The sequence below is a fragment of the Mesorhizobium sp. Root695 genome (assembly GCF_001428185.1).
In the GTDB taxonomy this organism is placed as follows: Bacteria; Pseudomonadota; Alphaproteobacteria; order Rhizobiales; family Rhizobiaceae; genus Mesorhizobium.
Window position 1 is genome coordinate 47313 of sequence record NZ_LMHO01000007.1, and the last position, 21419, is coordinate 68731.

The window sequence follows — 21419 nt, forward strand, 5'->3', positions numbered from 1 at the left end:
CCCCCCCAGCGAGGGAAGACGCGATTACTTCTTGCCGGCCTTCGCGGGTGCTGCCTTCGGCTTGGCCGCAGGTGCCGCTTTCTTCACCGGTGCTGAAGACTTCGCTGCCGCCGCCTTTTTTGCCGGTGCAGCCTTCGCTGCCGGTTTCTTGGCAGGTGCAGCTTTCGCAGCCGGCTTCTTGGCAGGTGCTGCCTTCTTCACTGCGGGTTTTGCCGCAGCCTTCGCAGCTGGCTTCTTGGCCGGTGCCGCCTTCGCAGCCGGCTTTGCCGCTGCCTTGGCAGGTGCCGCCTTCTTCACTGCAGGTTTTGCAGCGGCCTTTGCTGCCGGCTTCTTTGCCGGTGCTGCTTTTGCCTTCGGCGCGGCCGCCTTCGGCTTGGCAGCAGGTGCTGCTTTCTTCACTGCAGCTGCGACCTTCGCCGTTGCTGCTTTTACGGGTGCTTTCTTTGCCGGTGCCTTGGACGCCGGCGCTTTGGATGACTGCTTAGCCATGCGATGCCCCTTCCGTTGTGCCGATGGCCGTAATGACCCGGCGCGCTCATGCATATCTGACTCGCGGCTTGCTAGCCAGCGAAGCAACAGACTGATTTCTGCAGCTTAAATTTTGGTTACGGATCGCACACGATCGTGCTGATCGTCGCAAAGATCCGCTGCTGATCTTCGACCATTGCCTAGAGTGTGCCACAGACATTCTCTACACCCTGCGAGACCGTTCCTCCCGTGAAGCTCTGAAGATCAGTCAGCAGCTTGCGCATCGATCTTCGGCCGATGACATCGTGACCCGCTGCTTCATCGGCGCGATCATCTCGTGCAAGCAGACGATCTATACTGCCATCCGATGGCCGATCGCTGCATCACCTTGTCAAGCACGATCGCACCACCCATTTGCGCGTGAATTGACAGACAACTCTACATCGCAGAGTATTCTGCACGGGATACTGGAGTGCTTCAATGTCGATCGCACAGGATCAAGCAGCGCTGTCGCCGTTCGAGATTGCCGAGCCCCCACGGCAGCGACCTCGGCCGCATCGGACTTGACTGATGAGTGCCGATGAAATCATCCATCAGAGCACACGGCTCAGGATCATGGCCGCCCTAAACATGCTGGAAAGGCGGCAAACGCTGGACTTCAGCCAGTTGAAGGCCATCATGGACGTCACCGACGGCAATCTCGGCGCGCATCTCGATACGCTTGCCAGGGCCGGCTATGTCGAGATCGAAAAACTGTTCGTCGGGCGCCGGCCGCAGACGCGCGTCAGGGCGACGACGAGCGGCCGGCGCGCGTTCCGCGGCCACGCCGCGTTCCTGCGCAAAGTTCTCGATCAGGCTGACGCGGCGCCGCGCAGAAAATAGCAGAACCGCTCCATCTCTTTGGTCTGACGCAATTCCAGGGGAAAGCGCTATGCGCTTTTCCCGGGAAAACAAGCTCACACCTTTCCTGGAACTGCTAGCGTGTGGCGACCACGGCAACGCCGGCACCGATCATCACACCGCCCGCCGCGCGGTTCACCCGGCGCACGATCTTCGGCGTGCGCAACAGGCCGCGGGCGCGACCGGCGAGGATGACATGGCCGCCAATCACCACAACCTCGACGGCCAGGATCACCGTCATCAGCACACCGAGATGACCAGCGTTGAGCGATGCGCCGACTAGGTTCGGCAGCAGCGCAACGTAGAACAACGGCATTTTCGGATTGCCGAGATTGGGCGCGATGCCGGTGGCAAAAATCGTCAGCAGCCCGCGCCGTCCGGAGACGGGTTGCAGTTCCGGCACGACGGGCACGGCGGTCCAAAGCCTGATGCCCATCCAGATCAGATAGGCCGCTCCGCCATAACGAAGCACCGTCATGACGATCGCCATCTTGGCGGCGATGATCGACAGGCCGAAGGCGGCGAGGATCAGGAAGATGAGTATGCCAACCACCGCGCCTGCGCCATGGGCGATACCCGAGGCGGCGCCGCTGGAGATCGTGCGCGCGACAATCGTCATGTTGTCCGGTCCGGGGCTGGCAGCGAACACGAAGAAGGCAGCCGCGAAGGCAAGGATGGTGGCAAGGTCCATAAAGACTCCCGAAAGTGATTTGTTACTCGGGCGTTCAGATTAGCCAGTTTGCCTGTCGGCGGTATCAGGAAAATTCAGGATCTTCGTGATGCGCATTTTCGTCACGGCTGATAGCCGAGGCAGACGGCGCCGAGCGCGACGATGGCGCAGGCGCCGACCCGCCGCGGCGTCAGCATCTCGCCCAGGAACAGGCGCCCGATGAAGGCCGCGAAGGCGACGCTGGTTTCGCGGATCGCGGTGATCGGGCCGGCCGGTCCAAGCGCGAAGGCCGCGACCACGACGCCGTAGGCCAAGAGCGCGAACAGGCCGCCGCCCAGCGCCTTCCAAGTTTCCGGCGCCCGCGGCTCGACAGTTAGCCGGCCGCGGCACGCGACGAAGGTCGCCGGCAGCAAGGCGCCGTAGATCAGCAGAACCCCGGCAGTATAGGCGCCGGCATTTCCCGCCGCGCGAACGCCGATCGCATCGACGGTCGCATAGGCGGCGATGATCGCTCCCGTTGCCAGCGCATAGAGGATCGGTGTGGTGGAGGCTCTTCCCCTTCCCAGCGAGAGACCCATGATGCCGCGGGCGACCAGCGCGACGCCGACGGTCTGCGGCATGGTGAGCTGCTGGTTGGCGAGGAAAAATCCGCCAAGCCTGACAAGCAGCGGCACGCTGCCGCGAACGATCGGATAGACCTGTCCCAGCTCGCATATCCGTAGGCGACCACCAGAAACACGCTGTAGCCGACCTGCAGGCAGGCCGCCTGTGCGGCCGGAAGGGCGTGAAACATGGCGAAGGGAATGGCAAGCGCCGTACTGGAAAAGCTCATGACTGTGACGGTCCACAGCCTGTCGACTCCCGTTCGCAGGAAGGCGTTCCAGGTTGCGTGCAGGATCGCCGCAAACAGCGCGAGCCCGATGACCAACGGGCTCATTGCGGCCTGCGCGAGGCGGCGATGATGCCCAGGGCCGCCTTGCGGGCGTCGCGAATGGCCATGTCCGCCTGCCCCATCTGTGCCAGCAAGGTCGCACCTTCGATGAGCATCAGCAGTTCGCCGCCACACTCTCGGCGCGGCCGCGCGGCATCACCTCTTCGAGGATCGACCGCATATGCCGCTTGAGGCCGTTCTTCTGCCTCGCCACAGCCTTGAAAACCGGATGCCGGGGAACACCGAACTCGGCCAGCGCATCCGCGAACAGGCAGCCACGGAAATCCGGGCTGCGGAACCAACGTTCATGCCAGTCGAAAATCTGTCCAATTTTCTGCTCTGGCGTGGTGCCCTGTTGGGCGAGGCGGTCAAGCTGGCTTTCAAAACGCCTGGCGCGATAGTCGAGCACCTCGACGATCAGCTCGTCCTTGCTGGGAAAGTGGCGAACATTGTCATCTTGGCCACCTCGGCCTCTGCGATGGATCCGGTCGATTCCGGTGGCATGGAAGCCTGCGCGCTTGAACAACGCGTAGGCCGTTTCGACGACGTGCTGACGCTTGTCGGAAGCAGGCGATGATGTCACGACGGATGGCATCTTCTGTCAACACAACACGGAAAGGCGCCTGCGGCCGATCAGGCCGCAGGCGCGAAAAAGGATCGGAACGGGAAAGCTGCGTTTTAGCGCAGGACGCGGCAACGGCCGTTGTAGACCATCCAGCGGTCGAAACCCGAGACGCAGAATTCGACGTTGTCGCCGATCGAGGCAAAACCCTGGCCTTCCTCGATCAGGTACCAGATGGCGCGATCGCGGCCGTCGGAGAGACTGACGGTGGCGCCGCAGTAGCGGCGGCCGATCGGCCAGCTGTCGTTGGCCGGCAGGTAGCGGTGCTGGTGGATGCGCTGGAAATCGGTGATCTGGACGTTCGGCAGATGCGGCACGTGATGCACCTGGTAAGAGAAGCGGCTGGTGATCTTGTTCAGCACCCAGGCTTCACCACAGACGCCGCTGTCCTCATCGGAATAGACCGTAAGATCGGCGGCCTGCACGGCCTGGGTGACGCCGAGAGGCGCGGCGAGTGGAGTGCAGAGCGAAATCAGGGCGGCAAGGGCGGATTTGGCGAAGCGAGTCATGGCAGCCTCTCAAGGTCGATTGCGCGCACTGTGCGGATTCGCTTGGCGGCGGTCAAGCGGTTGCGGAAACAATGGTTTCCCAGTTTGAAACTGCCTTGGCCAAAGCCGGACTTGCGTGGAACCGGAATGGCTCGGGCACGTTGATACCTGGATCCAGAGAGCGCGAGCCTTGGGTCGTTAAAGAGCCCGCCTTCCCGACCCCTCAGGAACGCGGGCTTTTTCGCGCCTGGTACCGAAATGGCGACTCCCGAACACCTTGCGTCAAGCCTGCTCGCCGGCCAGCCATTCCAACGACCAGTGCGCCGGCCTCCCCACCGCAAGCAGTCTGTGCAAAGCCGGCAGCAATGCACGCAGTTCACCCTCCAGCGTGAATGGCGGGTTGACCACCAGCAGGCCACTGCCGTCGAGGCTGGGCTCCGATGAAGCGGGCCTGATCTCGAATTCGATGTCGAGCAGCTTCGGGATGCCGGATTGCTTCAGCGCCTTGCGGAAGGCGATGATCGCCTTGCGGTCCTTGATCGGATACCACAGCGCATAGATGCCGCCGGGCCACCGCTTGTGCGCCCTTGTAAGCCCGTCAACGAGGCGCTCGAACTCGCCCGCCTCCTCGAACGGCGGATCGATGAGAACCAGGCCGCGCTTTTCCTTCGGCGGCAGATGCGCGCCGAGCGCCAGCCAGCCATCGAGTTCGATGATCCGGGCCTGGAAATCACCGGCAAAGAGCGTCCTCAGCTTCGCAACATCCTTGGGGTGCAGCTCGATTGCTGTCAGCCGGTCCTGCTTGCGCATGAGATGACGCGCGATCAGCGGCGAGCCAGGATATTTCTGGATGCCACCCTCGGGGTTAAGCGCCCGCACCGTCTCCAGATAAGGCGCAAGCAGTGCCGCCACCGGTGCGGCAAACGGGGCATCGATCAGCCTGCCGATGCCGCCTTGCCACTCACCGGTCTTCTGCGCTTCGACCGACGACAGATCATAGCGGCCGATGCCAGCATGGGTATCGATGACGCGAAACGCCTTGTTCTTTTGCTTCAGATATTCGAGCAGTCGCGTCAGCACGACGTGTTTGACGACGTCGGCGAAATTTCCCGCATGATAGGCGTGGCGGTAGTTCACGTGGAGCCCCTGCCCCAGCGCGGCGGTGGCGGTGGCGGTTGCGAGTTCGGATTTTCCGGCCGGCCGCCGCCAGAACGCAGGGTCAGCAAAAACCCGATCAAGCCGATCGCCATCAACGAGAAGCCGATCGGCCGCGCACGGCTGTCGATCTCGCCGACACCGGAGCGCAGGATGAGATCGACCGCTCGCATCGGTATGTCGTCGGCATCACCCGGTCCGACGGTGAAGATATAGGGGCCCGGGCTGACGGCCGCGATCACGCCGGCCTCGTCGCGAAAGATCTTGTCGGGCAGCTGCGGGCTGGCTTGGCGCGGGTTGTCGGAATGGTTGAACTGCAGCGTCGAGGCCAGCACCGTGCGGCCGTTGCTGGCGGCGGTCAGCGTCAGCACGGTGCGCTGCTGCGAAACGATGCGCTCGGCTCTTGCCGTCAAGTCGACCAGCACCCGCACCGGTGCGTCGCGGGCGGCGAGCGACACCGTCAGCGGCTTGAAGCGGCCCTGCTCATAGACCCGCCAGGTGCCGATCTCGTGGCCGGAGAAATTGCTCATCGCCCAAGGATAGATGACACCAATACTAGTGCCGGCGAGCAGGATCAGGACAAACAGAAAGCGCATTCACATCACCACAGAATATCGTGACCTTGCCAATAGCGCCCCGACGGTCAAAAGGCGATGGCCAGTTGCCGCAGCCATTCAGGAGGTGGATCAGGGATAGGGGAGCAACTCGGTTGGCGGCGTGGCCCCGCAACGATGCAGACAAGGTTCTACCTATGCGCTCAAAAGCCATTGCTAAAATGATCGGCACTCCCCTATGAAATGAACGTGCGCCCCTGAATTGCGCCACGCGGCTCATTCTTGGCGCTCCTCGCTGCCAAGTTTTGATTCTGCCTTGCGAACAGCTTGCCGCGTCCGATTGCATATTTTCCAGTGGCCGCCTCAATACGCTGATTCGCAATGAGGATCCCCCCTTGGACACCCATGGCTCGGCCTCGCGCGGCCTCGGCCGACCTCATGGTTAACCATTCGCAAACAGATATGATTAAGGAATTGCTAATTTAGTTGACTATGATTTCCACAGGTATATTTTCGATGTGTTGGGATGTGCAATTTGGGCGAGCAATCGACGGTGATGGCACGAGGCGTGTGATCGCGGTTTCGGGGCGCAGAAAATGCTGAACGGCAACGCTTCAGTCGTGTCGTAGCATCAGTTCCGTGAACCCAAAGAACAATTGACGCACATCAGTGATGGCGATTCCGCGGCTGCGGAGGTTTGCCACGTTCTCAAGGACGTGGCCGGGCAATGCTTTGTCCCGGCCCGGCGGTAGCGTGTGCGGTGCGTGCGAGGTAAGTATGGGTAAGCTTGTCAAGGTTCTGAATCTGGAATCCGGCAGTCAAAGGGGCGCCACACAAAGCCGAAGCCGCGCCCTGGTCGCCGGAGGTGCGGGGTTCTTGGGATCGCATCTGTGCGAACGTCTCTTGCGGGACGGATACGAGGTTGTCGCACTCGACAATTTCCACACCGGCAAGAGATACAATCTCAATGCCCTTCTGCGTAATCCGAGATTCACGTGCATCGAGCACGATATCGTCGATGCACTGCCTTCAGGCCTTCAGTGCGATGAGATCTACAATCTCGCTTGCCCAGCCTCTCCGCCGCACTACCAGGCAGACCCGATCCATACCTTCAAGACAAGCGTGCTTGGTTCGCTGAACCTCCTGGAACTCGCGCGACAGAACAAGGCCAAGATATTCCAGGCCTCCACGTCCGAAGTCTATGGCGACCCCTTCGTGCACCCACAGCCCGAGAGCTACTTCGGCAACGTCAATACGCACGGACCGCGGTCCTGCTATGATGAGGGCAAGCGCTCGGCCGAAACGCTGTTCTTCGACTATTCGAGAACCTATGGCCTCGATATCCGCGTTGCCCGTATTTTCAACACCTACGGCCGCCACATGCAGCCCGATGACGGGCGCGTGGTTTCGAACTTCATCGTCCAGGCGTTGCGCGGCAAGGACCTGACCGTCTATGGCAGTGGCCTGCAGACGCGCTCCTTCTGCTATGCCGACGACCTGATCGAGGGCTTTATCCGGCTGATGAACGCGCCGAGCGCGCCCGCGCACCCGGTCAACCTTGGCAACCCTGCCGAGTTCACCATCATGGAACTGGCGACGCTGGTCGTCGATTACACCAACGCCCGATCGAAGATCGTGCATCGGCCGCTGCCGGTCGACGATCCCAGACAGCGCAGGCCGGACATCTCCTTTGCCAGGGCCAATCTCGGTTGGGAGCCCAAGATCAGCTTGAGCCAGGGGCTCGCGCGTACCGTCGAGTATTTTGACGCCCTGCTCTACGGAAGTCACATGGCCAAAGGAGCAGCGGCTTCATGACCCGTGCGGCAATCCTGGTGACGGGTGGGGCCGGCTTCATCGGCAGCCACACCTGCAAGCTGCTGGCCGCGGCCGGTTATGTGCCGGTGGTCTTCGACAATCTGAGCCGCGGCAACGCGAAGTCCGTTGCCTGGGGTCCGCTTGTTGTCGGCGATATCCGGGATCGGGATGCACTGCGGGGGGCGATGGAAACGTACCGGCCGACAGCAGTGATCCACTTTGCGGCGCTGGCCTATGTCGGCGAGTCCGTTCACGAGCCGGCCGAATACTATTCGACCAATGTAACAGGCACCATCGCGGTGCTCGATGCGGCGCGCGCGTGTTCCATCGAGAACATCATCTTCTCCAGCAGTTGCGCAACCTACGGCGTGCCGGAAGCGTTGCCCGTTCGCGAGACCTCCTCGCAAAATCCGATCAGCCCTTACGGGCGCACCAAGCTGATGGGCGAACAGATCATCGGCGACTATGCGTCAGCATACGGAATGAAATTCGCGGTCCTGCGCTATTTCAACGCTTGCGGCGCCGATCCCGACGGCGAACTTGGGGAATGGCATTCGCCAGAGACGCATCTGGTTCCCAGAGTGCTCATGGCCGCATCAGGTATCATCGACGAGATCGAGGTTTTCGGCACGGATTACGACACGTCGGACGGCACCTGCGTACGCGACTATATCCATGTCAGCGATCTGGCCCGCGCCCATCTGAAAGCCCTCATGCATCTCGAGCGCGGTGGACAAAACCTGGCGGTCAACCTCGGCACCGGGCGGGGCGTGTCCATCAAGGAGATTGTCCAGGCGGTCAGCCGAATGACGTCAAGATCGGTTCCAGCCGTCTTCAGGAGCAGGCGCCCGGGAGATCCGGCAGAGCTCTACGCCGATCCGGGAAGCGCACGCGAACAGCTTGGCTTCGTGCCGGAGCTTTCCGACATCGACACGATCGTCAGGACGGCTGCCCCGTTTTTTGGGCTGAAGACGAAACCGATGAAACTGCCGCCAACCGAGGCGGCAGCATCCATCGCCGCCCGACAGATCAGAGATAACGGGGCCGGCAGCTCGCGCGCTGGCCAAATCCGCTAGGGCTGCAGATAAAGGGCGAACCGCCCAGGACCGGGCCGCCATCGCCCGGATTGAAAGAGACTTTCACCGGCGCCGGCGTGCGGACTGTGATCCGCTGCGGCGATGCAAAGGCGTAATCTCTTTCAGTCGTGCGCACTGTGCTGATCATCTGGATCGTCGGCTCGGCTCTGAGCGAACGCACGAAGAATCCAGGCTGGACCGCGGGCTGGCTGCCGACCGCGTGGACCACGGGCTTGATGAGGACCGAATTGGTTTCGGTCGCATCCATACCCTGACAACCTGCAACCATAAAGCTCATCGCTACAGCGGCAACAATAGATCGTATTTTTTTGCTTGAGCGAAATCCGCCCATTGCGGAATTGTCCATCATGTGTCCCTTGCTATCAAGTATAAGCCAAGAGCGTGGCGCGACATACTATGCCTTCGCCGCTTGCACGCCGCATGAGCAACCACTCGCACATCACGCAGAAACATTAGACATCACTAATTATTAATTTTAATCAAAACCGTATGGTAGGCTCGTCGTCTCGTCGTTCTGTCAGATAAAAATGCGATTAAATGCGATCAATCGGAGATCGGCGCCGGCGGTTCCAACCGAACCGCTTGATGCTTCAGCATAATCGATTCGTCAGCTCCTTGACAGTCGCCCGGCAAGAGCTGCCTGCTCTCAAAACACGACGGATTTCGGTGGTTGTTCAAGACGGGTCCCACGGGATTCGCCAGGTCGTGTCCCAGCGCGCGGCTGAAATACGGCCTAACTCTTGGGATCGACCAGCTTTCGGGTCGCTTCGAACTGAGCGCCTTTTGTGTTGCCCACTTCGAATTTCCGGTATTCGTCGGAAACATCCTTGGGAGATCCCTTGAAACCGTACCATTCCCCATCCGGATCCTTGCGTTTCTCGATGTTCCCGTTCTGAATCCGGTGGCTGTAGCAGGTGCGATTTTGCTTGCCGGTGTAGCCCTTCGACCGCCAGGCGAGCTCCATGCACATCTTGCCGTCCTTGGTAACCAGCCATCTGCCCGCCGCGAAAGACGCCGTGTCCGGCCCGGACGTCCAGGCATCGAGGCGTCGATTGCCCTGTGCGAAATAGGCCGCTCCATTTTTCCACACCCATGTGCGGTCGGCGTAAAGAAGCGACAGCTCGTAGGCAGTTGGAACAGTGGCGGCAACCGCTTCCGCAGGCCCACTGTCTTTGGCGGCAGCCGCGTGCGCCGTTCCCGCAAGCGCCGTCTGGCCGCAGAGAGCCAGGAGGAACACAAGTCGCGTGCAACTTGCTGACCGACGGCGTTGCCGACAGCTGTCATCAAGCGGCGGCAATCTGGTCCGACTTGTCGGTGTAATCGGCGTTCGCATGCCTGTTTGGCCCAAGGTAGCACTATCAGCGCTCTGACAGCCGTGCGAACTATAACAGTCGCGAGAACGGTGATGTCAACCTTCCGAAGCGGATGAACAACAACTATTCGAGATGCGGGCACAGGCTGCAATCGTCAAAATTAAGAATTGCGTCGTATATTCCTCCACCTCTGACAATCGCGCCCAAAAGCAACATCCGCAGACGTCAGGAGGACGCGGCTTCAAATGACGGACGACCCGGAGTTGAACCAGACCGAAGGTCAGCAAAGCCAGCCGCAGTCGACCAACCGGCATATGGCTGCTAGCAACCACCTGAGCCCCAACGCGGCGATCTTGCTGGGGATCCTGTTCATTGCGGTCGTGTTCAGGTTCCACAACATCACCTTGCCTCTCGTCGATGCCTTCAGCTGGCGCGAAACAAGCACGGCCATGATGGCCGACAATTTCCAGCAGCGTAGCTGGAACATCTTCTTTCCGGAGGTCAGCTGGACCGGGCCCGGGCCGAGTTATCAGGGCCGCGAGTTCCAGATCGTCAGCTATCTGACCGCCCTGCTCTACCAGATCTTCGGCTGGCACGACTGGTTCGGCCGCATGGTTGCAGCCTTCTTTGGCCTGGTGACGGTGTTTTCGCTGCACAGACTAACGGCGCTATGCTGGGACGAGACCCACGCCCACGCCGCGGCGCTTGCCTACGCGCTGATGCCGGCGGCGATCATGATCGACAGCTCGTTTCTTCCCGATCCCTCGATGCTGGCCCTGGTGACGCTCGGCGTCTGGCTGTTCGCGAAATACTGGGCCGGCGGCGGCGGCTGGCTCTTGCCGCTCGCCACGGCCAGCTTCTCGCTCGGCGCACTGTCGAAGCCGCCGGGCCTCGCAGCCGGCGCCGTCATCTTCTACCTGATGGTCTGCTGGATGCTGGAGAAGAAGCGAAAGCAGGCGGCCAAAGTCTTGCTGTCTGGGCTTTTGAGCCTGGCCATCATCGGTGCCTATTTCAGCTGGGCCATCTATCTCGGTCGCAGCTATCCGCCGTTTCATGTCGCGGGCAGCGGCTATATCTGGGATTCCGGTTTCTGGGCATTCTTCAGGAACAGCTTCTACTTCAAATCCGTATGGAACACCTCTGTCTGGTGGTTCTACGGCTATCCGTTCATGGTGCTGATCGCGGTCGGCTTCTGGCTGCCACCCAGACCCGTCGGGGACCCAAAGCAACGCACTCTTTCTGCCATCCCCTATGTCTGGCTGGCTGCGGCCATGGTCGTCTATCTGGCGGCGGCGCGCGAGATCACCAGCAATCCCTGGAATTATCACATCTTCCATGTACCGTTCGCGATGTTCTGCGGCCGCGGTGCGTTTCTCCTGGCAACGCTTGCATCGGGAGCCGTTCTGTCGCCGGCGGTCGTGTTGCGCGCGATCTGCATCGCTGCCGTCACGCTCGTCTGGTCGACTTTTCCCCTTGTCAGGACAATGAAGACGCCGATCGCCATGAACGGCAAGCTGCTTGGCGACGAACTGGCGCGGTTGGCGCAACCGGGCGACCTCGTTGTCGCCATCGCGCCCGAGGTCGGCGATCCCGTCGCCGTGTATTACAGCAGGGCGCGCGGTTGGGTGTTCCCGCCTGGCGGCGGCGATGTCGAATGGTCGAACTTCGTCGCGGACGACGCCACCGCGATCGCGCAGCTCGAGACGTTGCGCGCGCAAGGCGCGGACCTGTTTGGCGTCGCCAAGAACGCGGCCGACAAGAAGGACCGACTGTTCGTTGAGCATCATGACGGGGTCATCGACTATCTGGACAAGACCGGAACCAAGCTTGTGGATTCGGACGATTTGCTGGTCTATAGGATCAGCCGTCCGTGAGAACCGCGACGGGCTGGGGCTGTGGGCTTTGGACAGGATACTGCCCCAACGGTTCAGCGGCCCCCCATTCGCCTGCCGAAGGCCGGCAAGGCGGTGGCCCAGGCGAACCGATCCCGGATGGCGCTAGGGATATTCGGACACCACGGATGCTGCCACTTGAACTCGACGGTGGAAACCGGCGGAGAATTGGTTGAAAAGAGCAATCTCGATAATCGTGACGCTGGCTCTCCTAGCCTGGCTCGCCAGCGACTCGCGCTGGCGGATGGTCGGCGACGCCTTCGCCCGTATCACGCCCGGCGTATTCGCGGTGGCGACGGTCGCGTTTTTCGTCACCTATGTCTTGCGTGCACTGCGTGTCTGCGATGAGTTCCGCGACGAGGTGCATGGCCGCTTCGGCGCCTGTCTGCGCGTCATTCTGATCCACAACGCGATGATCAACGTCGTACCCTTCCGCGGCGGCGAGACGGCCTTTCCCCTGCTCCTGCGCCAGGTCTTCGGCATACCGATCATGCGCGCGAGCGCCTCGCTGCTGTGGTTCAGGCTGCAGGACGCCTTCGTCGTCGGCGTGCTGGCTCTGGCGGTGTGGCCGGGCCTGCATCCGGCGATAAGGGTCGCTGGCGTGGTCGTCTTGATCGCCGCCGCCTGGTACCTGCCGCGCTGGGCGCGCGCGCCGCATGACTGGGCCGAGCGCAGCAGGGTCGTCGCGAAGCTCGGCCTGCTGCGCGATACCTTCACCGAGGCGACCGGGCGCTCGCGCTACGGGTGGTGGTGGACGATCGCCAACTGGTCGCTGAAGCTCGCAGTACAGGGATGGCTGTTGGCAATGCTGCTGGGAACATCCTTTTCAACCGCTTTTCCGGGCGTCGTCGGGGCCGAAGGCGCCGCCATACTGCCAGTGCAAGGCGTCGCCGGTTTCGGCACCTATGAAGCGGGAGCGGCGGCGGCGCTGCTCACGTCCGGAATCACGATGAAGAATGGCCTGCAGGCGGCGCTGGCGCTGCACCTGTTCATCTTCTGCTCGGCTGTCGTCACTGGAGCGATCGCCTGGTTGTTTCCCTCGAAATCGACGCTGCCGGGGAACCCGGCTGTCGGACCTGCAAGGAAGCCATCCCAATGAACGTATTGCCCATCCCTGCTTCGGGACTGCCTGACGGCGCGGTGATGCCGAACCATACGCTGTCCATCGTCGTGCCCATGTACAACGAGGCCGAAAACGTCGAGCCGCTGCTGGCACGGATTCACCAGGCGATGGAACGCTACGACCAGCCGTGGGAAGTCGTGCTGGTCGATGACGGCAGCACCGACGCGACGGTGAGCGAGATCAGGCGCCTGGCGGCGCATTACGGCCCGCATGTGCAAGCGGTCGAGCTGGTGCGCAACTACAAGCAGACCGCCGCGATGCAAGCCGGCATCGACGCGGCGCGCGGCGACGTCATCGCCACGATCGACGGCGACCTGCAAAACGATCCCTACGACATCCCACGCCTGGTCTACCGCCTGCTGAGCGAGGATCTCGACCTGGTGGTCGGCTGGCGCAAGGACCGCCAAGAAGGGTTTTTCATGCGCCGGCTGCCCTCGCGCATCGCCAACGCACTGATCGCGCGCGTCACCGGCGTGCGCCTTAAGGACTATGGCTGCAGCCTCAAGGTCTATCGCGGCAACGTCATCCGCAGCGTCAAGCTCTATGGTGAGATGCACCGCTTCATCCCGGCATGGCTGGCCACGGTGACGACCCCGAGACGCATCGCGCAGGAGGTGGTGACACATCATGCCCGCATCCACGGCCAGTCCAAATACGGCATTTCGCGCACCTTCAGGGTCGTGCTCGATCTGGTGTTCATGTATTTCTTCATGCGCTATCGCACACGGCCCGGGCATTTCTTCGGCGGCATCGGCATCGTGCTTGGCGCGCTGGGCTCGCTGATCCTTGCCTATCTGCTTTGCCTGAAGCTGCTTTTCGCCGAAGACATCGGAACACGCCCGATGCTGTTCACCGGCTTCTTCCTGCTCATCGCCGGGGTGCAGATGGTGACGTCGGGCGTGCTGGCGGAAATGCTGGCACGTGTCTATCACGAGGCGAACGGAGCATCGGCCTATGTCGCGCGGCCGCGGCCGGCATCCGGTGACAATGACAGTTGGCGTCGTCCCGGGCGGCCATCGTGACCTGACCGGGACGTCATGGGAGTTTTGCACCCGTAGGGTTGACCGGAGCAGAGGGCTTCATCGGCAGCGCGCTAGAGAGAAATTTCGGTTTCAGGCCGACGGCGCCGATTGAGGAAGAAGCTCGTCGACTCGTATCGCCAGGAATGGCGTTCGGAGGGCAAGAGGTAAGGCGCAATGCCTGCGCCAAGCTCTCACCCTCCGCTCTCGCCCCCCGGCGAAGACCGAGGCGGCGGACTCTTCAGTACAATCCCGCCGCCACTTTTGATCTGATGTTCTAATTTAGTAACGCGAACGGCAACTGGCGCGTTGCCCGAAGCCGCTCGGGCCACATATCCAGGGTGAATGACCCAGCAACGGGCCGCCATTGCCCAGCCGGTAGGAGACCTTCACCGGCGCCGGCTTGCCGACACGTTGCGGTCGCACGAAGGCCGCATAGGCCTCCTCCCTCGTGCGCGTCACGCTGGTCATCTGTGTGAGCGGTTTGCGGTTGATCAGATGCAGCCGCTTCCTCTTGACGTAATGCACCCTCTTGCCGAGCGTATGAACCGCGGGCTTGTTGCCGATCGAGCTGGTCTTGGTCGCGTCCATGCTCTGGCAACCTGACAGTATCGAGATCAATGCAACGGCGGCAAATGCACAGGCATATTTCTTACCCATCCTTGCCCCTCTTTTCATAAAATTGTTCATCGCCATCCCCTGCCACGAATATAAGTCGCTGGAGCGCGGAGATCTATTTGCTGTTGTTGGCTTTCCGCGCCACGTGAGCAGCCTGTCGCCACTCACATCATGGATTTAATATTAGGGGAGACTTATTAAAGATCATGCAAACGACATGATGAACTAGGCCTTTCGGCACTCGATCGAATATAACTAAAATTTGATGCTTTTTGGGCTCGTGCCCGCAGCCGTTCCCAGGGTGCCGGCCGGTTATGAAGGTCCGCTATCGAGACCGATGCGGTTCAGGAGAACTCGTTGTGCGCGGACGCTTCCCGGCGCTCAGCGCCGCGTTTCCCAACCTGGATCGAAGTAGAAATTGCGGGCACCGATGTTGCCCTGGCCGGCACCGGAAACCACATAGGCGATGCGGACGATGCGCAAGCCGCCGGCGCCCTGCTGCAGCCCGTAGACGCCTTCCATGCCACGATCGTAGAAGCCTGCGGCCGGCACGATCAGCGCCAGCACGGCAAGCGACGCCTGAAAGGCGACTTTCGCGGCATTGGCGCGCAACGGAATCCTGTTTTCGATGACGTGCCTTACCACAATGACGAGCACCAGAAGCCCGTAGAGGAAGGCATTGAAGGCGGCGAACCAGTAGAAGCCGGTGGCATCGAAGGGGTGCTCAACGAGCAGGACTGGCAGTGCAGCGCCGATCGCCAGAGCCACATAGGGAGCGAGGGCGCGGGCCGGCAGAAGGTGCTTGGGGCCACTGCCCTTGGGCGTGACGCGGAAATCGACGAACGATTTGGTCAGATAGTCGCGGATCGACGACAGCGTACCGGCGAGCACCCAGGGCCAACGCGCGAAGAAAAGGAACAGCGTGCCTTCCCAGCTGATTGTCTTGGCCGTCATCGGGCGCGAAAGGCCGAACGCCTTCAGCATCATCACCAGGCCAACCAGCGCGACCGCGTTCGGCAGATAATAGAACAGAAAGTCGAGATACATGACATTGGCGAAGTTGCGCCCGGTCGACAGCGCATAGATCGGCATGATGTACATCAGCAACGCAAAGACGGCGAACAGCGGATACCAGAGCTGGCAAAAGAGGAACTGGAATCTCAGCCTCGGCGACAGCTTGGGAAGGTAGCTCGGCGAATATTCGAGCAGGATCGTCATCAGGCTGCGCGACCACTGGAATTCCTGGGTGATGAGATCGGCGAAGGTCTGCGGGCCATCGCCATGGGCGATGGCGTCGAGCGCATGCACGCCGCGCCATCCGGCCGCGTTGATCAGCATAGAGGTAGAATGATCCTCCGCCAGTTCCGGACCGAGACCGCCTGCCTGCTTCAGCGCCTTGGTCCGCACGGCATAGTGCGAGCCGATGCAGAGCGGAGCTCCACCCCCCGTATGGCCGGACTGCAGGGGCCCGTGAAACATCCCTTCCGGAAACAGCCTGCCGCGCGCCGCCCAGCTCTCGGCAGCATTGTTGTCGCAAATGCTCGGCGCCGAGACATAGCCAACCGAGGGGTCGGCGAAGGGTAACAGGATCTCCCTCAGATAGGTTGGCGTCGGCACATGGTCGGCATCCATCTGAGCAACGAAATCATAGCGTTCATAGCCATAGTGATCGTAGAAAAACGCCAGGTTCCCCTCTTTGCAGCGCGTCCGGCGTGGCCAGACCTTGCGATGATAATCTTCCCTGCCGCGTCGCGTCGAAATCATGACGTTGTGAGCATCGCACCAGGCGATCGTCTCGTTTGATGGGTCCTCGTCGGCCAGCCAGGTATCGTGCGGATAATCCTGCGCCAGCATCGCTTCCAGCGTGCGCGCAACGACGGCAAACGGTTCGGACGGGGCCTTGGTGACCACCATCGCGACCCGCGAACGCTTCGGGATCGTGTGAAGCTTGGACGGTTTTTTCGACGCATGCACGTTCAAGAGAAAGTACAACGGCATGAGCGTGAGCCACACCAGAATGAGTGTGGCGAATGTGTACGGCCCGAGATGTTCGACATGCTCCGGCTTCAGCCACCAGATCCAGAAAAACCCGAGTGTGCAGAACCAGAAAGCCAGCGCCAGTCTCAGGATCCATTGCTGAGCGGCCGACAGCACGGGCACCAGAAAAGGCCCCTTCTGTGCAGTGACGGCCAGAGCCGCCTCAGATCGATGCGCCCGTCTGTTCGTACGACCGGCGACGCCTGCATGCACGGAAATACTCATACACTCACTCGCGCCACCTTGGGCTTTCGCCGACAGATGGCTGAAAGCTCTCAATCCCGGCGATAGAATCAGCTTGCTCTTTCTTAGAGTCAACTAAATTAATGGTTGCTTAACTATGATTGTTGAGATCTGGTTAACCTAACGCCTTGAATCGGGCCGAATAACTTCCACCGGCTAGCCCGTGGCGGTGAGGCGGAAATTCTTCGGCGTTGGAAATTCGCTGACGGGGGCTGAAGCTGTTCGGGGGGATCCGGCCCGAGTGCAGCGTTAACCATGTTTGCGAGCAACAAGGTTAAGCAAGCGTTAATTGTGCTTGACTCTTGGCCGAGACCGGCTCTTAAATTAGCTAGGGATGATATATCGGGTTATTGACGCGAATTTGTGTATCGCGGCGAATTTCTCTCGATCGCCTTCTGTGTAGGGCCTTGAGAGATAACTTTTGGGTGGCTCTGTGCCGAGGTTTGCACATCTGCCAATGGTCGCTCCGAAATCCCGCAGATTCTGCCAATAGAGCCGATCGGTTTTTGGGTAGTCGTGTCGATCAATCATCGATGCGCACGGGCGAAGCCTCAACTTCCGCAAGAGGTTGGGGCCATGGGAGATCAATATGAAACACTCCGCAGCAAAAGCAGTTGCAATCGCGTTGACATTGGGCGGAAGCGCCGCTTTCCCCACTGCAGGAGGCGCTGGCTCCGTGGCTCCGACGGACCCCGTCCAGACGAGCAGTGCCGCCTCGGCGTTCGGATCCTATGATCCCTACGGGGACTTCAGCGCCGACAAGAGTGCCAGCATCGAAGAGCTGTTCCTGCCTTGGGAAGACGTCGACCTGGCAACGCTGCCACTGGCCGACGCCTACGCGCTGCAACGCGGCCGTTCGCTGCTGATCACGGTTGAGCCGTGGACCTGGTCGAAGGACTGGCGCATCACCCCACCCGAATTGCGCGACGGCATATTGAGCGGCAAATATGACGCCAACATGCAGGCAATCTGTGGTCTGGTGGGCCAGATGAAGAGCCCGGTGACCATTCGCTGGGCGCAGGAAATGGAAGACAAGAATGGTCGCTTCACCTGGGCCAACTGGGCTCCCAAGGACTGGATCTCCGCCTACAAGCGCGAAGTCGATATTTGCCGCAAGGCTGCCCCCGCCGCCAAGTACATGTGGTCACCCAAAGGCGAAGAGGGTCTGGAAAAATACTACCCTGGCGACGACTACGTCGATGTCATCGGCCTGTCTGTATTCGGTCTGCAGAAAAAGGATAATGACGAGGCCGGTCGAGACCGTACCTTCGCCGAGATGCTGAAGCCTGGGTATGACCGCGTTGCGGGTTTCAACAAGCCGATCGTGGTGGCGGAGCTCGGCTATGTCGGAAAGCAGGACTATGTGTCGAAGTGGCAAGACGATAGCCGCAAGTCCTATGCGGAGTTCCCGGCGCTGACCTCGGTCGTCTACTTCAACCAGAAGGAAGTATGGCCGTGGCTGGGTGGCTATGGTCTGCCCGACTGGAGGGTGACCCAGCACGTCCTGCCGTAGACGCATCGTAGCTGATCCATCCCGACGCGATCGGGTTGGATCTCCAATCTCCTTGTTTGTTCGTGACCCATCCCAAACCAGCGGTGCGGGATGATGGTCGAGGTGTGGCGCAAATCAGTCTGTGGAGTAGTTTCGTGAAACGAGTAGTGGGGAATTGTCTCGGAGCGGCATTCGCCTGCTCCGTTCTTGTTCTTGCCTTCCAAGTCCCTGCGACAGCCAAGACGGCGACGAAAATCGCCGAGCAGGCGCAAGAGGCCACGGTGGTTCCTGACGAAGGCGTCTACCGGATCTATCAGAACCATTCGTGGCTGTGGGGCAAGAAGGGCGCCGGGTTCTTTGCGGTCAAGCAGAGACAGTTCGACGCCTGGACCCACGACAAAGGCAGGTCGGGCTATGGCAACGGCATGTGGTTCATTCCCGGCGGCGGCAAGCTCTGCTACCGCGCGCAATGGCACGGCTCCTGGGGTGTGAAGGGCTCGATGACCTGCTTCGAGCATCGTCAGGTGGGCAAGGTTATCTACAAGCGTAAATCACCTGATGGCGAATGGTACGTTTTCAAGAGCTCGCATCGCAACCGGTCGGACGAGTCGATGAAATTGAAATATGGCGACTACGTCACAAGGAAAATGAACCGGATCAAGGCAAAGCAGTAGATAAAGCAGTAGATACTTGTCTTCTGCGACAAGCCACTGGCCTAAAGCGGGTCGACTGAACGGTTCAGGCGACCTGCTTCAGACTTTTTGCTTTTATAATTCCGTTCGCCCAAAACCGAGATCACTTTTGGGCGGACATGCCTTAATTTAGGCCTTGCGCTCCCAACGGCGGTCTGGCGTCTGCTGCCAGTAAGTTACGGCATGGCCGGCGTCCTTCATCACTTTCCAGTGTCCCCGCGCCGCCTCGACCTGGGCGGCGTCGTGGCCGTCGAACAGGAACACGGCACGCTCGTAGCCGCCAAGGTCAGGCGGCACAGCGCCGTCAACGAGGAACCTTATCTTGGCCTGGTTGGGATTGCCGTCGCCGGTGGTCAACAGGATCGGCTGTTCGCCGGGATGAGCCTCACGATCGGTTGCGTGCGCGAGGAACGAATCGTCGCGGAAGGTCCAAAGATGCTGGTCGAGCGAATCGCGGCGTTCCTCGGTGCCGGTCTGCACCACGGCGCGCCAGCCACGGTCGACGCTGCGCTCCAGGAGGCCTGGCAGTGCATCCTCCAGCGTCGATTCGGTCAGGTGGTAGAACAGGACGTCGGCCATCGCTTCAGTCTATAGTGATTGAATCCGCTCACTGCTCATAATTGTCGCGCACCAGCCGGTCGAGCAGCCTGACGCCGAAACCCGAACCCCAGGATTGGTTGATCTCGTTCGACGGCGAGCCCATCGCGGTGCCGGCAATGTCGAGATGCGCCCAAGGCGTGTCCTTGACGAAGCGCTGCAGGAATTGCGCGGCGATAATGGCGCCGCCATAGCGGCCGCCGATGTTCTTCATGTCGGCGTTCTTGGAATCGATCAGCTTGTCGTATTCGGCGCCGAGCGGCATGCGCCACAGCCGCTCCTGCGTTGCCTGCCCCGCCGCCGTCAGCCTTTCGGACAGTTCGTCATTGTTGGAAAACAGGCCGGCATAGTGCTGGCCGAGCGCGACCATGACGGCGCCGGTCAGCGTCGCCAGATTGACCATGAATTTCGGCTGGAAGCGGTCGTTGCAGTACCATAGCGCATCGGCCAGCACGAGGCGGCCTTCCGCGTCGGTGTTGAGCACCTCGATGGTCTGGCCCGACATCGAGGTGACGATGTCACCGGGGCGCTGGGCGTGGCCGTCGACGGCGTTTTCGACCAGGCCGATGACGCCGACGACGTTGGCCTTCGCCTTGCGCGCGGCCAGCGCATGCATCAGGCCAGTCACTGCAGCGGCACCCCCCATGTCGCCCTTCATGTCCTCCATGCCGGACGCCGGCTTCATCGAATTGCCGCCGGTGTCAAAGGTGACGCCCTTGCCGACGAAGGCAACCGGGCTGTCCTTTGGCTTGCCGCCGTTCCACTGCATGATCGCCATGCGGGCGCCGCGCGGCGAGCCTTGCGCGACACCGAGCAGCGAGCCCATGCCGAGCTTCTTCATCTCCTTCTCGGCCAAGATCTCGACCTTGACGCCGAGCGCCTCGAGTTCCTTGGCGCGGGCGGCGAACTCGACCGGCCCGAGCACGTTTGCCGGTTCGTTGACCAGGTCGCGCGCCAGAAGGACGCCGTCGATCACCGCCTCGGCGTCGGTGAAGGCTTTTTTCGCCGCGGCCGGATCTGCCGTGTGGATGGTCACCTTGACCGGCTTTTTCGGCTCTGCCTTGCCGTCGTCCTTGTCCTTCCTGGTCTTGTACTTGTCGAAGGAATAGCTGCGCAAAAGAATGCCCGCTGCAAGGCTCGCCGCATCCTTGCCGCTTGGCGACGCGCCGACGAGATCGAGCACCACCACCACCTCGGTCGCCTTGCGCAGCGACGCGGCAATGGTGCCGCCAAGCTTCAGCCACGCATAGTCGTCGAGCCCCGACACCTTGCCTGCGCCTATCGCCACCAGCCTGTCGAGCGACGCGCCCTGCGGCGCCAGAACTTCCACCGTGCCGGCGAACTTGCCCGTAAACTCGGCCACCGGAAAGGCCCGCTCCAGCGTCTTGCCGGGATCGCAAGCCTTGGCGGCGTCGCTCAGGCCACCCTCATCCGCCAACAGCACGAAGACTGTGCCCTTCTTGTTCGCCGCGGTCTGGGGTGCGGAAAATTTGGCGAAGGCGATCGACGGTCTTGGATTCATCATGTCCTGCTTTCAGAGAATGCGCAGCTTTTGGGGAAGCGGTTCGAAACGATGCGCGACATTTGGTCGTTTTCCGGCATTTGGCAAGACTTTGCCAAATTCACACCCCATATCACCAATGGAATCGATGGTGATTCTTCGCGGCACGGCCCCGCTTTTTGCCGCAACCTA

General features: G+C 61.1%; 19 protein-coding genes and 2 pseudogenes. 9 read left to right on the plus strand and 12 right to left on the minus strand.

Annotated elements, in window-relative coordinates; all coding sequences use genetic code 11:
* Positions 1-31 precede the first annotated feature (31 nt).
* Complete coding sequence (locus tag ASD99_RS34285) at positions 32-598, plus strand: hypothetical protein (RefSeq protein WP_200950977.1); 567 nt, start codon at positions 32-34, stop codon at positions 596-598.
* Between the two features lie 440 nt (positions 599-1038).
* Positions 1039-1350 carry a transcriptional regulator gene (locus tag ASD99_RS08955; RefSeq protein WP_057143363.1) on the plus strand — a complete coding sequence of 104 codons (312 nt, stop codon included), beginning with the start codon at positions 1039-1041 and terminating at the stop codon, positions 1348-1350.
* A 94-nt stretch (positions 1351-1444) separates the two neighbouring features.
* Here the strand turns inward: ASD99_RS08955 and ASD99_RS08960 are convergent, their stop codons facing one another.
* The 6 genes and pseudogenes from ASD99_RS08960 to ASD99_RS08985 form a co-directional block, all read right to left on the minus strand.
* Positions 1445-2059 (minus strand): LysE family translocator, encoded by a 615-nt coding sequence (locus ASD99_RS08960; protein ID WP_057143364.1) that lies wholly within the window; start codon positions 2057-2059, stop codon positions 1445-1447.
* Between the two features lie 101 nt (positions 2060-2160).
* Positions 2161-2975: pseudogene (locus ASD99_RS08965) on the minus strand (EamA family transporter).
* Positions 2972-3552 (minus strand): annotated as a pseudogene (locus tag ASD99_RS35415) (TetR/AcrR family transcriptional regulator). Before ASD99_RS35415 ends, ASD99_RS08965 begins: the two co-directional pseudogenes overlap by 4 nt.
* Before the next feature lie 95 nt (positions 3553-3647).
* Positions 3648-4100, minus strand: coding sequence for a hypothetical protein (locus ASD99_RS08975; RefSeq protein ID WP_056587020.1), 453 nt, complete (start codon positions 4098-4100; stop codon positions 3648-3650).
* A gap of 261 nt (positions 4101-4361) precedes the next feature.
* Complete coding sequence (locus ASD99_RS08980) at positions 4362-5216, minus strand: 23S rRNA (adenine(2030)-N(6))-methyltransferase RlmJ (RefSeq protein WP_057143365.1); 855 nt, start codon at positions 5214-5216, stop codon at positions 4362-4364.
* The gene (locus tag ASD99_RS08985) at positions 5213-5830 is read right to left on the minus strand and encodes a hypothetical protein (RefSeq protein WP_057143366.1); all 618 of its coding nucleotides are present in this window, start codon (positions 5828-5830) and stop codon (positions 5213-5215) included. Before ASD99_RS08985 ends, ASD99_RS08980 begins: the two co-directional genes overlap by 4 nt.
* 735 nt (positions 5831-6565) lie before the next feature.
* On the opposite strand from ASD99_RS08985, the gene ASD99_RS08995 reads away from it, so the two are divergent.
* Positions 6566-7603, plus strand: a complete 1038-nt coding sequence (locus ASD99_RS08995; RefSeq protein WP_056587008.1) for a UDP-glucuronic acid decarboxylase family protein — start codon at positions 6566-6568, stop codon at positions 7601-7603.
* Positions 7600-8679 (plus strand): UDP-glucose 4-epimerase GalE, encoded by a 1080-nt coding sequence (galE, locus tag ASD99_RS09000; protein ID WP_056587005.1) that lies wholly within the window; start codon positions 7600-7602, stop codon positions 8677-8679. The genes ASD99_RS08995 and galE overlap by 4 nt, the downstream gene beginning before the upstream one ends.
* Here the strand turns inward: galE and ASD99_RS31975 are convergent.
* Together ASD99_RS31975 and ASD99_RS09005 are read right to left on the minus strand one after the other, a co-directional pair.
* The gene (locus ASD99_RS31975; protein WP_082583208.1) at positions 8633-9049 is read right to left on the minus strand and encodes a hypothetical protein; all 417 of its coding nucleotides are present in this window, start codon (positions 9047-9049) and stop codon (positions 8633-8635) included. The genes galE and ASD99_RS31975 overlap by 47 nt on opposite strands.
* Before the next feature lie 384 nt (positions 9050-9433).
* Entirely contained in the window at positions 9434-9937 is a 504-nt protein-coding gene (locus ASD99_RS09005; protein WP_082525437.1) for a DUF995 domain-containing protein, read from the minus strand.
* Positions 9938-10258: 321 nt separating this feature from the next.
* Between ASD99_RS09005 and ASD99_RS09010 the strand changes: the two genes are divergently transcribed.
* The 3 genes from ASD99_RS09010 (at position 10259) to ASD99_RS09020 (ending at position 14050) form a co-directional block, all read left to right on the plus strand.
* Positions 10259-11887 carry an ArnT family glycosyltransferase gene (locus ASD99_RS09010; protein ID WP_057143368.1) on the plus strand — a complete coding sequence of 543 codons (1629 nt, stop codon included), beginning with the start codon at positions 10259-10261 and terminating at the stop codon, positions 11885-11887.
* A 190-nt stretch (positions 11888-12077) separates the two neighbouring features.
* Positions 12078-13004, plus strand: a complete 927-nt coding sequence (locus ASD99_RS09015) for a lysylphosphatidylglycerol synthase transmembrane domain-containing protein (RefSeq protein WP_056586991.1) — start codon at positions 12078-12080, stop codon at positions 13002-13004.
* Between the two features lie 44 nt (positions 13005-13048).
* Entirely contained in the window at positions 13049-14050 is a 1002-nt protein-coding gene (locus ASD99_RS09020) for a glycosyltransferase family 2 protein (protein ID WP_244497682.1), read from the plus strand.
* A gap of 279 nt (positions 14051-14329) precedes the next feature.
* On the opposite strand, the gene ASD99_RS09025 is transcribed toward ASD99_RS09020, so the two are convergent.
* Together ASD99_RS09025 and ASD99_RS09030 are read right to left on the minus strand one after the other, a co-directional pair.
* Positions 14330-14638 carry a hypothetical protein gene (locus ASD99_RS09025; protein WP_244497675.1) on the minus strand — a complete coding sequence of 103 codons (309 nt, stop codon included), beginning with the start codon at positions 14636-14638 and terminating at the stop codon, positions 14330-14332.
* A 408-nt stretch (positions 14639-15046) separates the two neighbouring features.
* Positions 15047-16927 (minus strand): glycosyltransferase family 2 protein, encoded by a 1881-nt coding sequence (locus tag ASD99_RS09030; RefSeq protein ID WP_057143370.1) that lies wholly within the window; start codon positions 16925-16927, stop codon positions 15047-15049.
* Positions 16928-17534: 607 nt separating this feature from the next.
* Between ASD99_RS09030 and ASD99_RS09035 the strand changes: the two genes are divergently transcribed.
* Both ASD99_RS09035 and ASD99_RS09040 read left to right on the plus strand, forming a co-directional pair.
* On the plus strand, positions 17535-18458 hold the full coding sequence (locus ASD99_RS09035) for a glycoside hydrolase family 26 protein (RefSeq protein ID WP_057143371.1): 924 nt from the start codon (positions 17535-17537) through the stop codon (positions 18456-18458).
* Positions 18459-18520: 62 nt separating this feature from the next.
* The gene (locus ASD99_RS09040) at positions 18521-19111 is read left to right on the plus strand and encodes a DUF995 domain-containing protein (protein WP_244497677.1); all 591 of its coding nucleotides are present in this window, start codon (positions 18521-18523) and stop codon (positions 19109-19111) included.
* A 147-nt stretch (positions 19112-19258) separates the two neighbouring features.
* On the opposite strand, the gene ASD99_RS09045 is transcribed toward ASD99_RS09040, so the two are convergent.
* Both ASD99_RS09045 and ASD99_RS09050 read right to left on the minus strand, forming a co-directional pair.
* Positions 19259-19708, minus strand: coding sequence for a DNA polymerase III subunit chi (locus ASD99_RS09045; protein ID WP_056586978.1), 450 nt, complete (start codon positions 19706-19708; stop codon positions 19259-19261).
* A gap of 28 nt (positions 19709-19736) precedes the next feature.
* The gene (locus ASD99_RS09050; protein ID WP_056587163.1) at positions 19737-21248 is read right to left on the minus strand and encodes a leucyl aminopeptidase; all 1512 of its coding nucleotides are present in this window, start codon (positions 21246-21248) and stop codon (positions 19737-19739) included.
* Positions 21249-21419 lie beyond the last annotated feature (171 nt).

Coding starts and splice junctions, on each gene's coding strand:
- ASD99_RS09010 (WP_057143368.1), top strand. CDS start 10,259: ATGACGGACGACCCGGAGTTGAACCAGACCGAAGGTCAGCAAAGCCAG.
- ASD99_RS08975 (WP_056587020.1), bottom strand. CDS start 4,100: ATGACTCGCTTCGCCAAATCCGCCCTTGCCGCCCTGATTTCGCTCTGC.
- ASD99_RS09025 (WP_244497675.1), bottom strand. CDS start 14,638: ATGGACGCGACCAAGACCAGCTCGATCGGCAACAAGCCCGCGGTTCAT.
- ASD99_RS09045 (WP_056586978.1), bottom strand. CDS start 19,708: ATGGCCGACGTCCTGTTCTACCACCTGACCGAATCGACGCTGGAGGAT.
- ASD99_RS09020 (WP_244497682.1), top strand. CDS start 13,049: ATGCCGAACCATACGCTGTCCATCGTCGTGCCCATGTACAACGAGGCC.
- ASD99_RS08985 (WP_057143366.1), bottom strand. CDS start 5,830: ATGCGCTTTCTGTTTGTCCTGATCCTGCTCGCCGGCACTAGTATTGGT.
- galE (WP_056587005.1), top strand. CDS start 7,600: ATGACCCGTGCGGCAATCCTGGTGACGGGTGGGGCCGGCTTCATCGGC.
- ASD99_RS08955 (WP_057143363.1), top strand. CDS start 1,039: ATGAGTGCCGATGAAATCATCCATCAGAGCACACGGCTCAGGATCATG.
- ASD99_RS09035 (WP_057143371.1), top strand. CDS start 17,535: ATGAAACACTCCGCAGCAAAAGCAGTTGCAATCGCGTTGACATTGGGC.
- ASD99_RS08995 (WP_056587008.1), top strand. CDS start 6,566: ATGGGTAAGCTTGTCAAGGTTCTGAATCTGGAATCCGGCAGTCAAAGG.
- ASD99_RS09030 (WP_057143370.1), bottom strand. CDS start 16,927: ATGAGTATTTCCGTGCATGCAGGCGTCGCCGGTCGTACGAACAGACGG.
- ASD99_RS31975 (WP_082583208.1), bottom strand. CDS start 9,049: ATGATGGACAATTCCGCAATGGGCGGATTTCGCTCAAGCAAAAAAATA.
- ASD99_RS08960 (WP_057143364.1), bottom strand. CDS start 2,059: ATGGACCTTGCCACCATCCTTGCCTTCGCGGCTGCCTTCTTCGTGTTC.
- ASD99_RS09050 (WP_056587163.1), bottom strand. CDS start 21,248: ATGAATCCAAGACCGTCGATCGCCTTCGCCAAATTTTCCGCACCCCAG.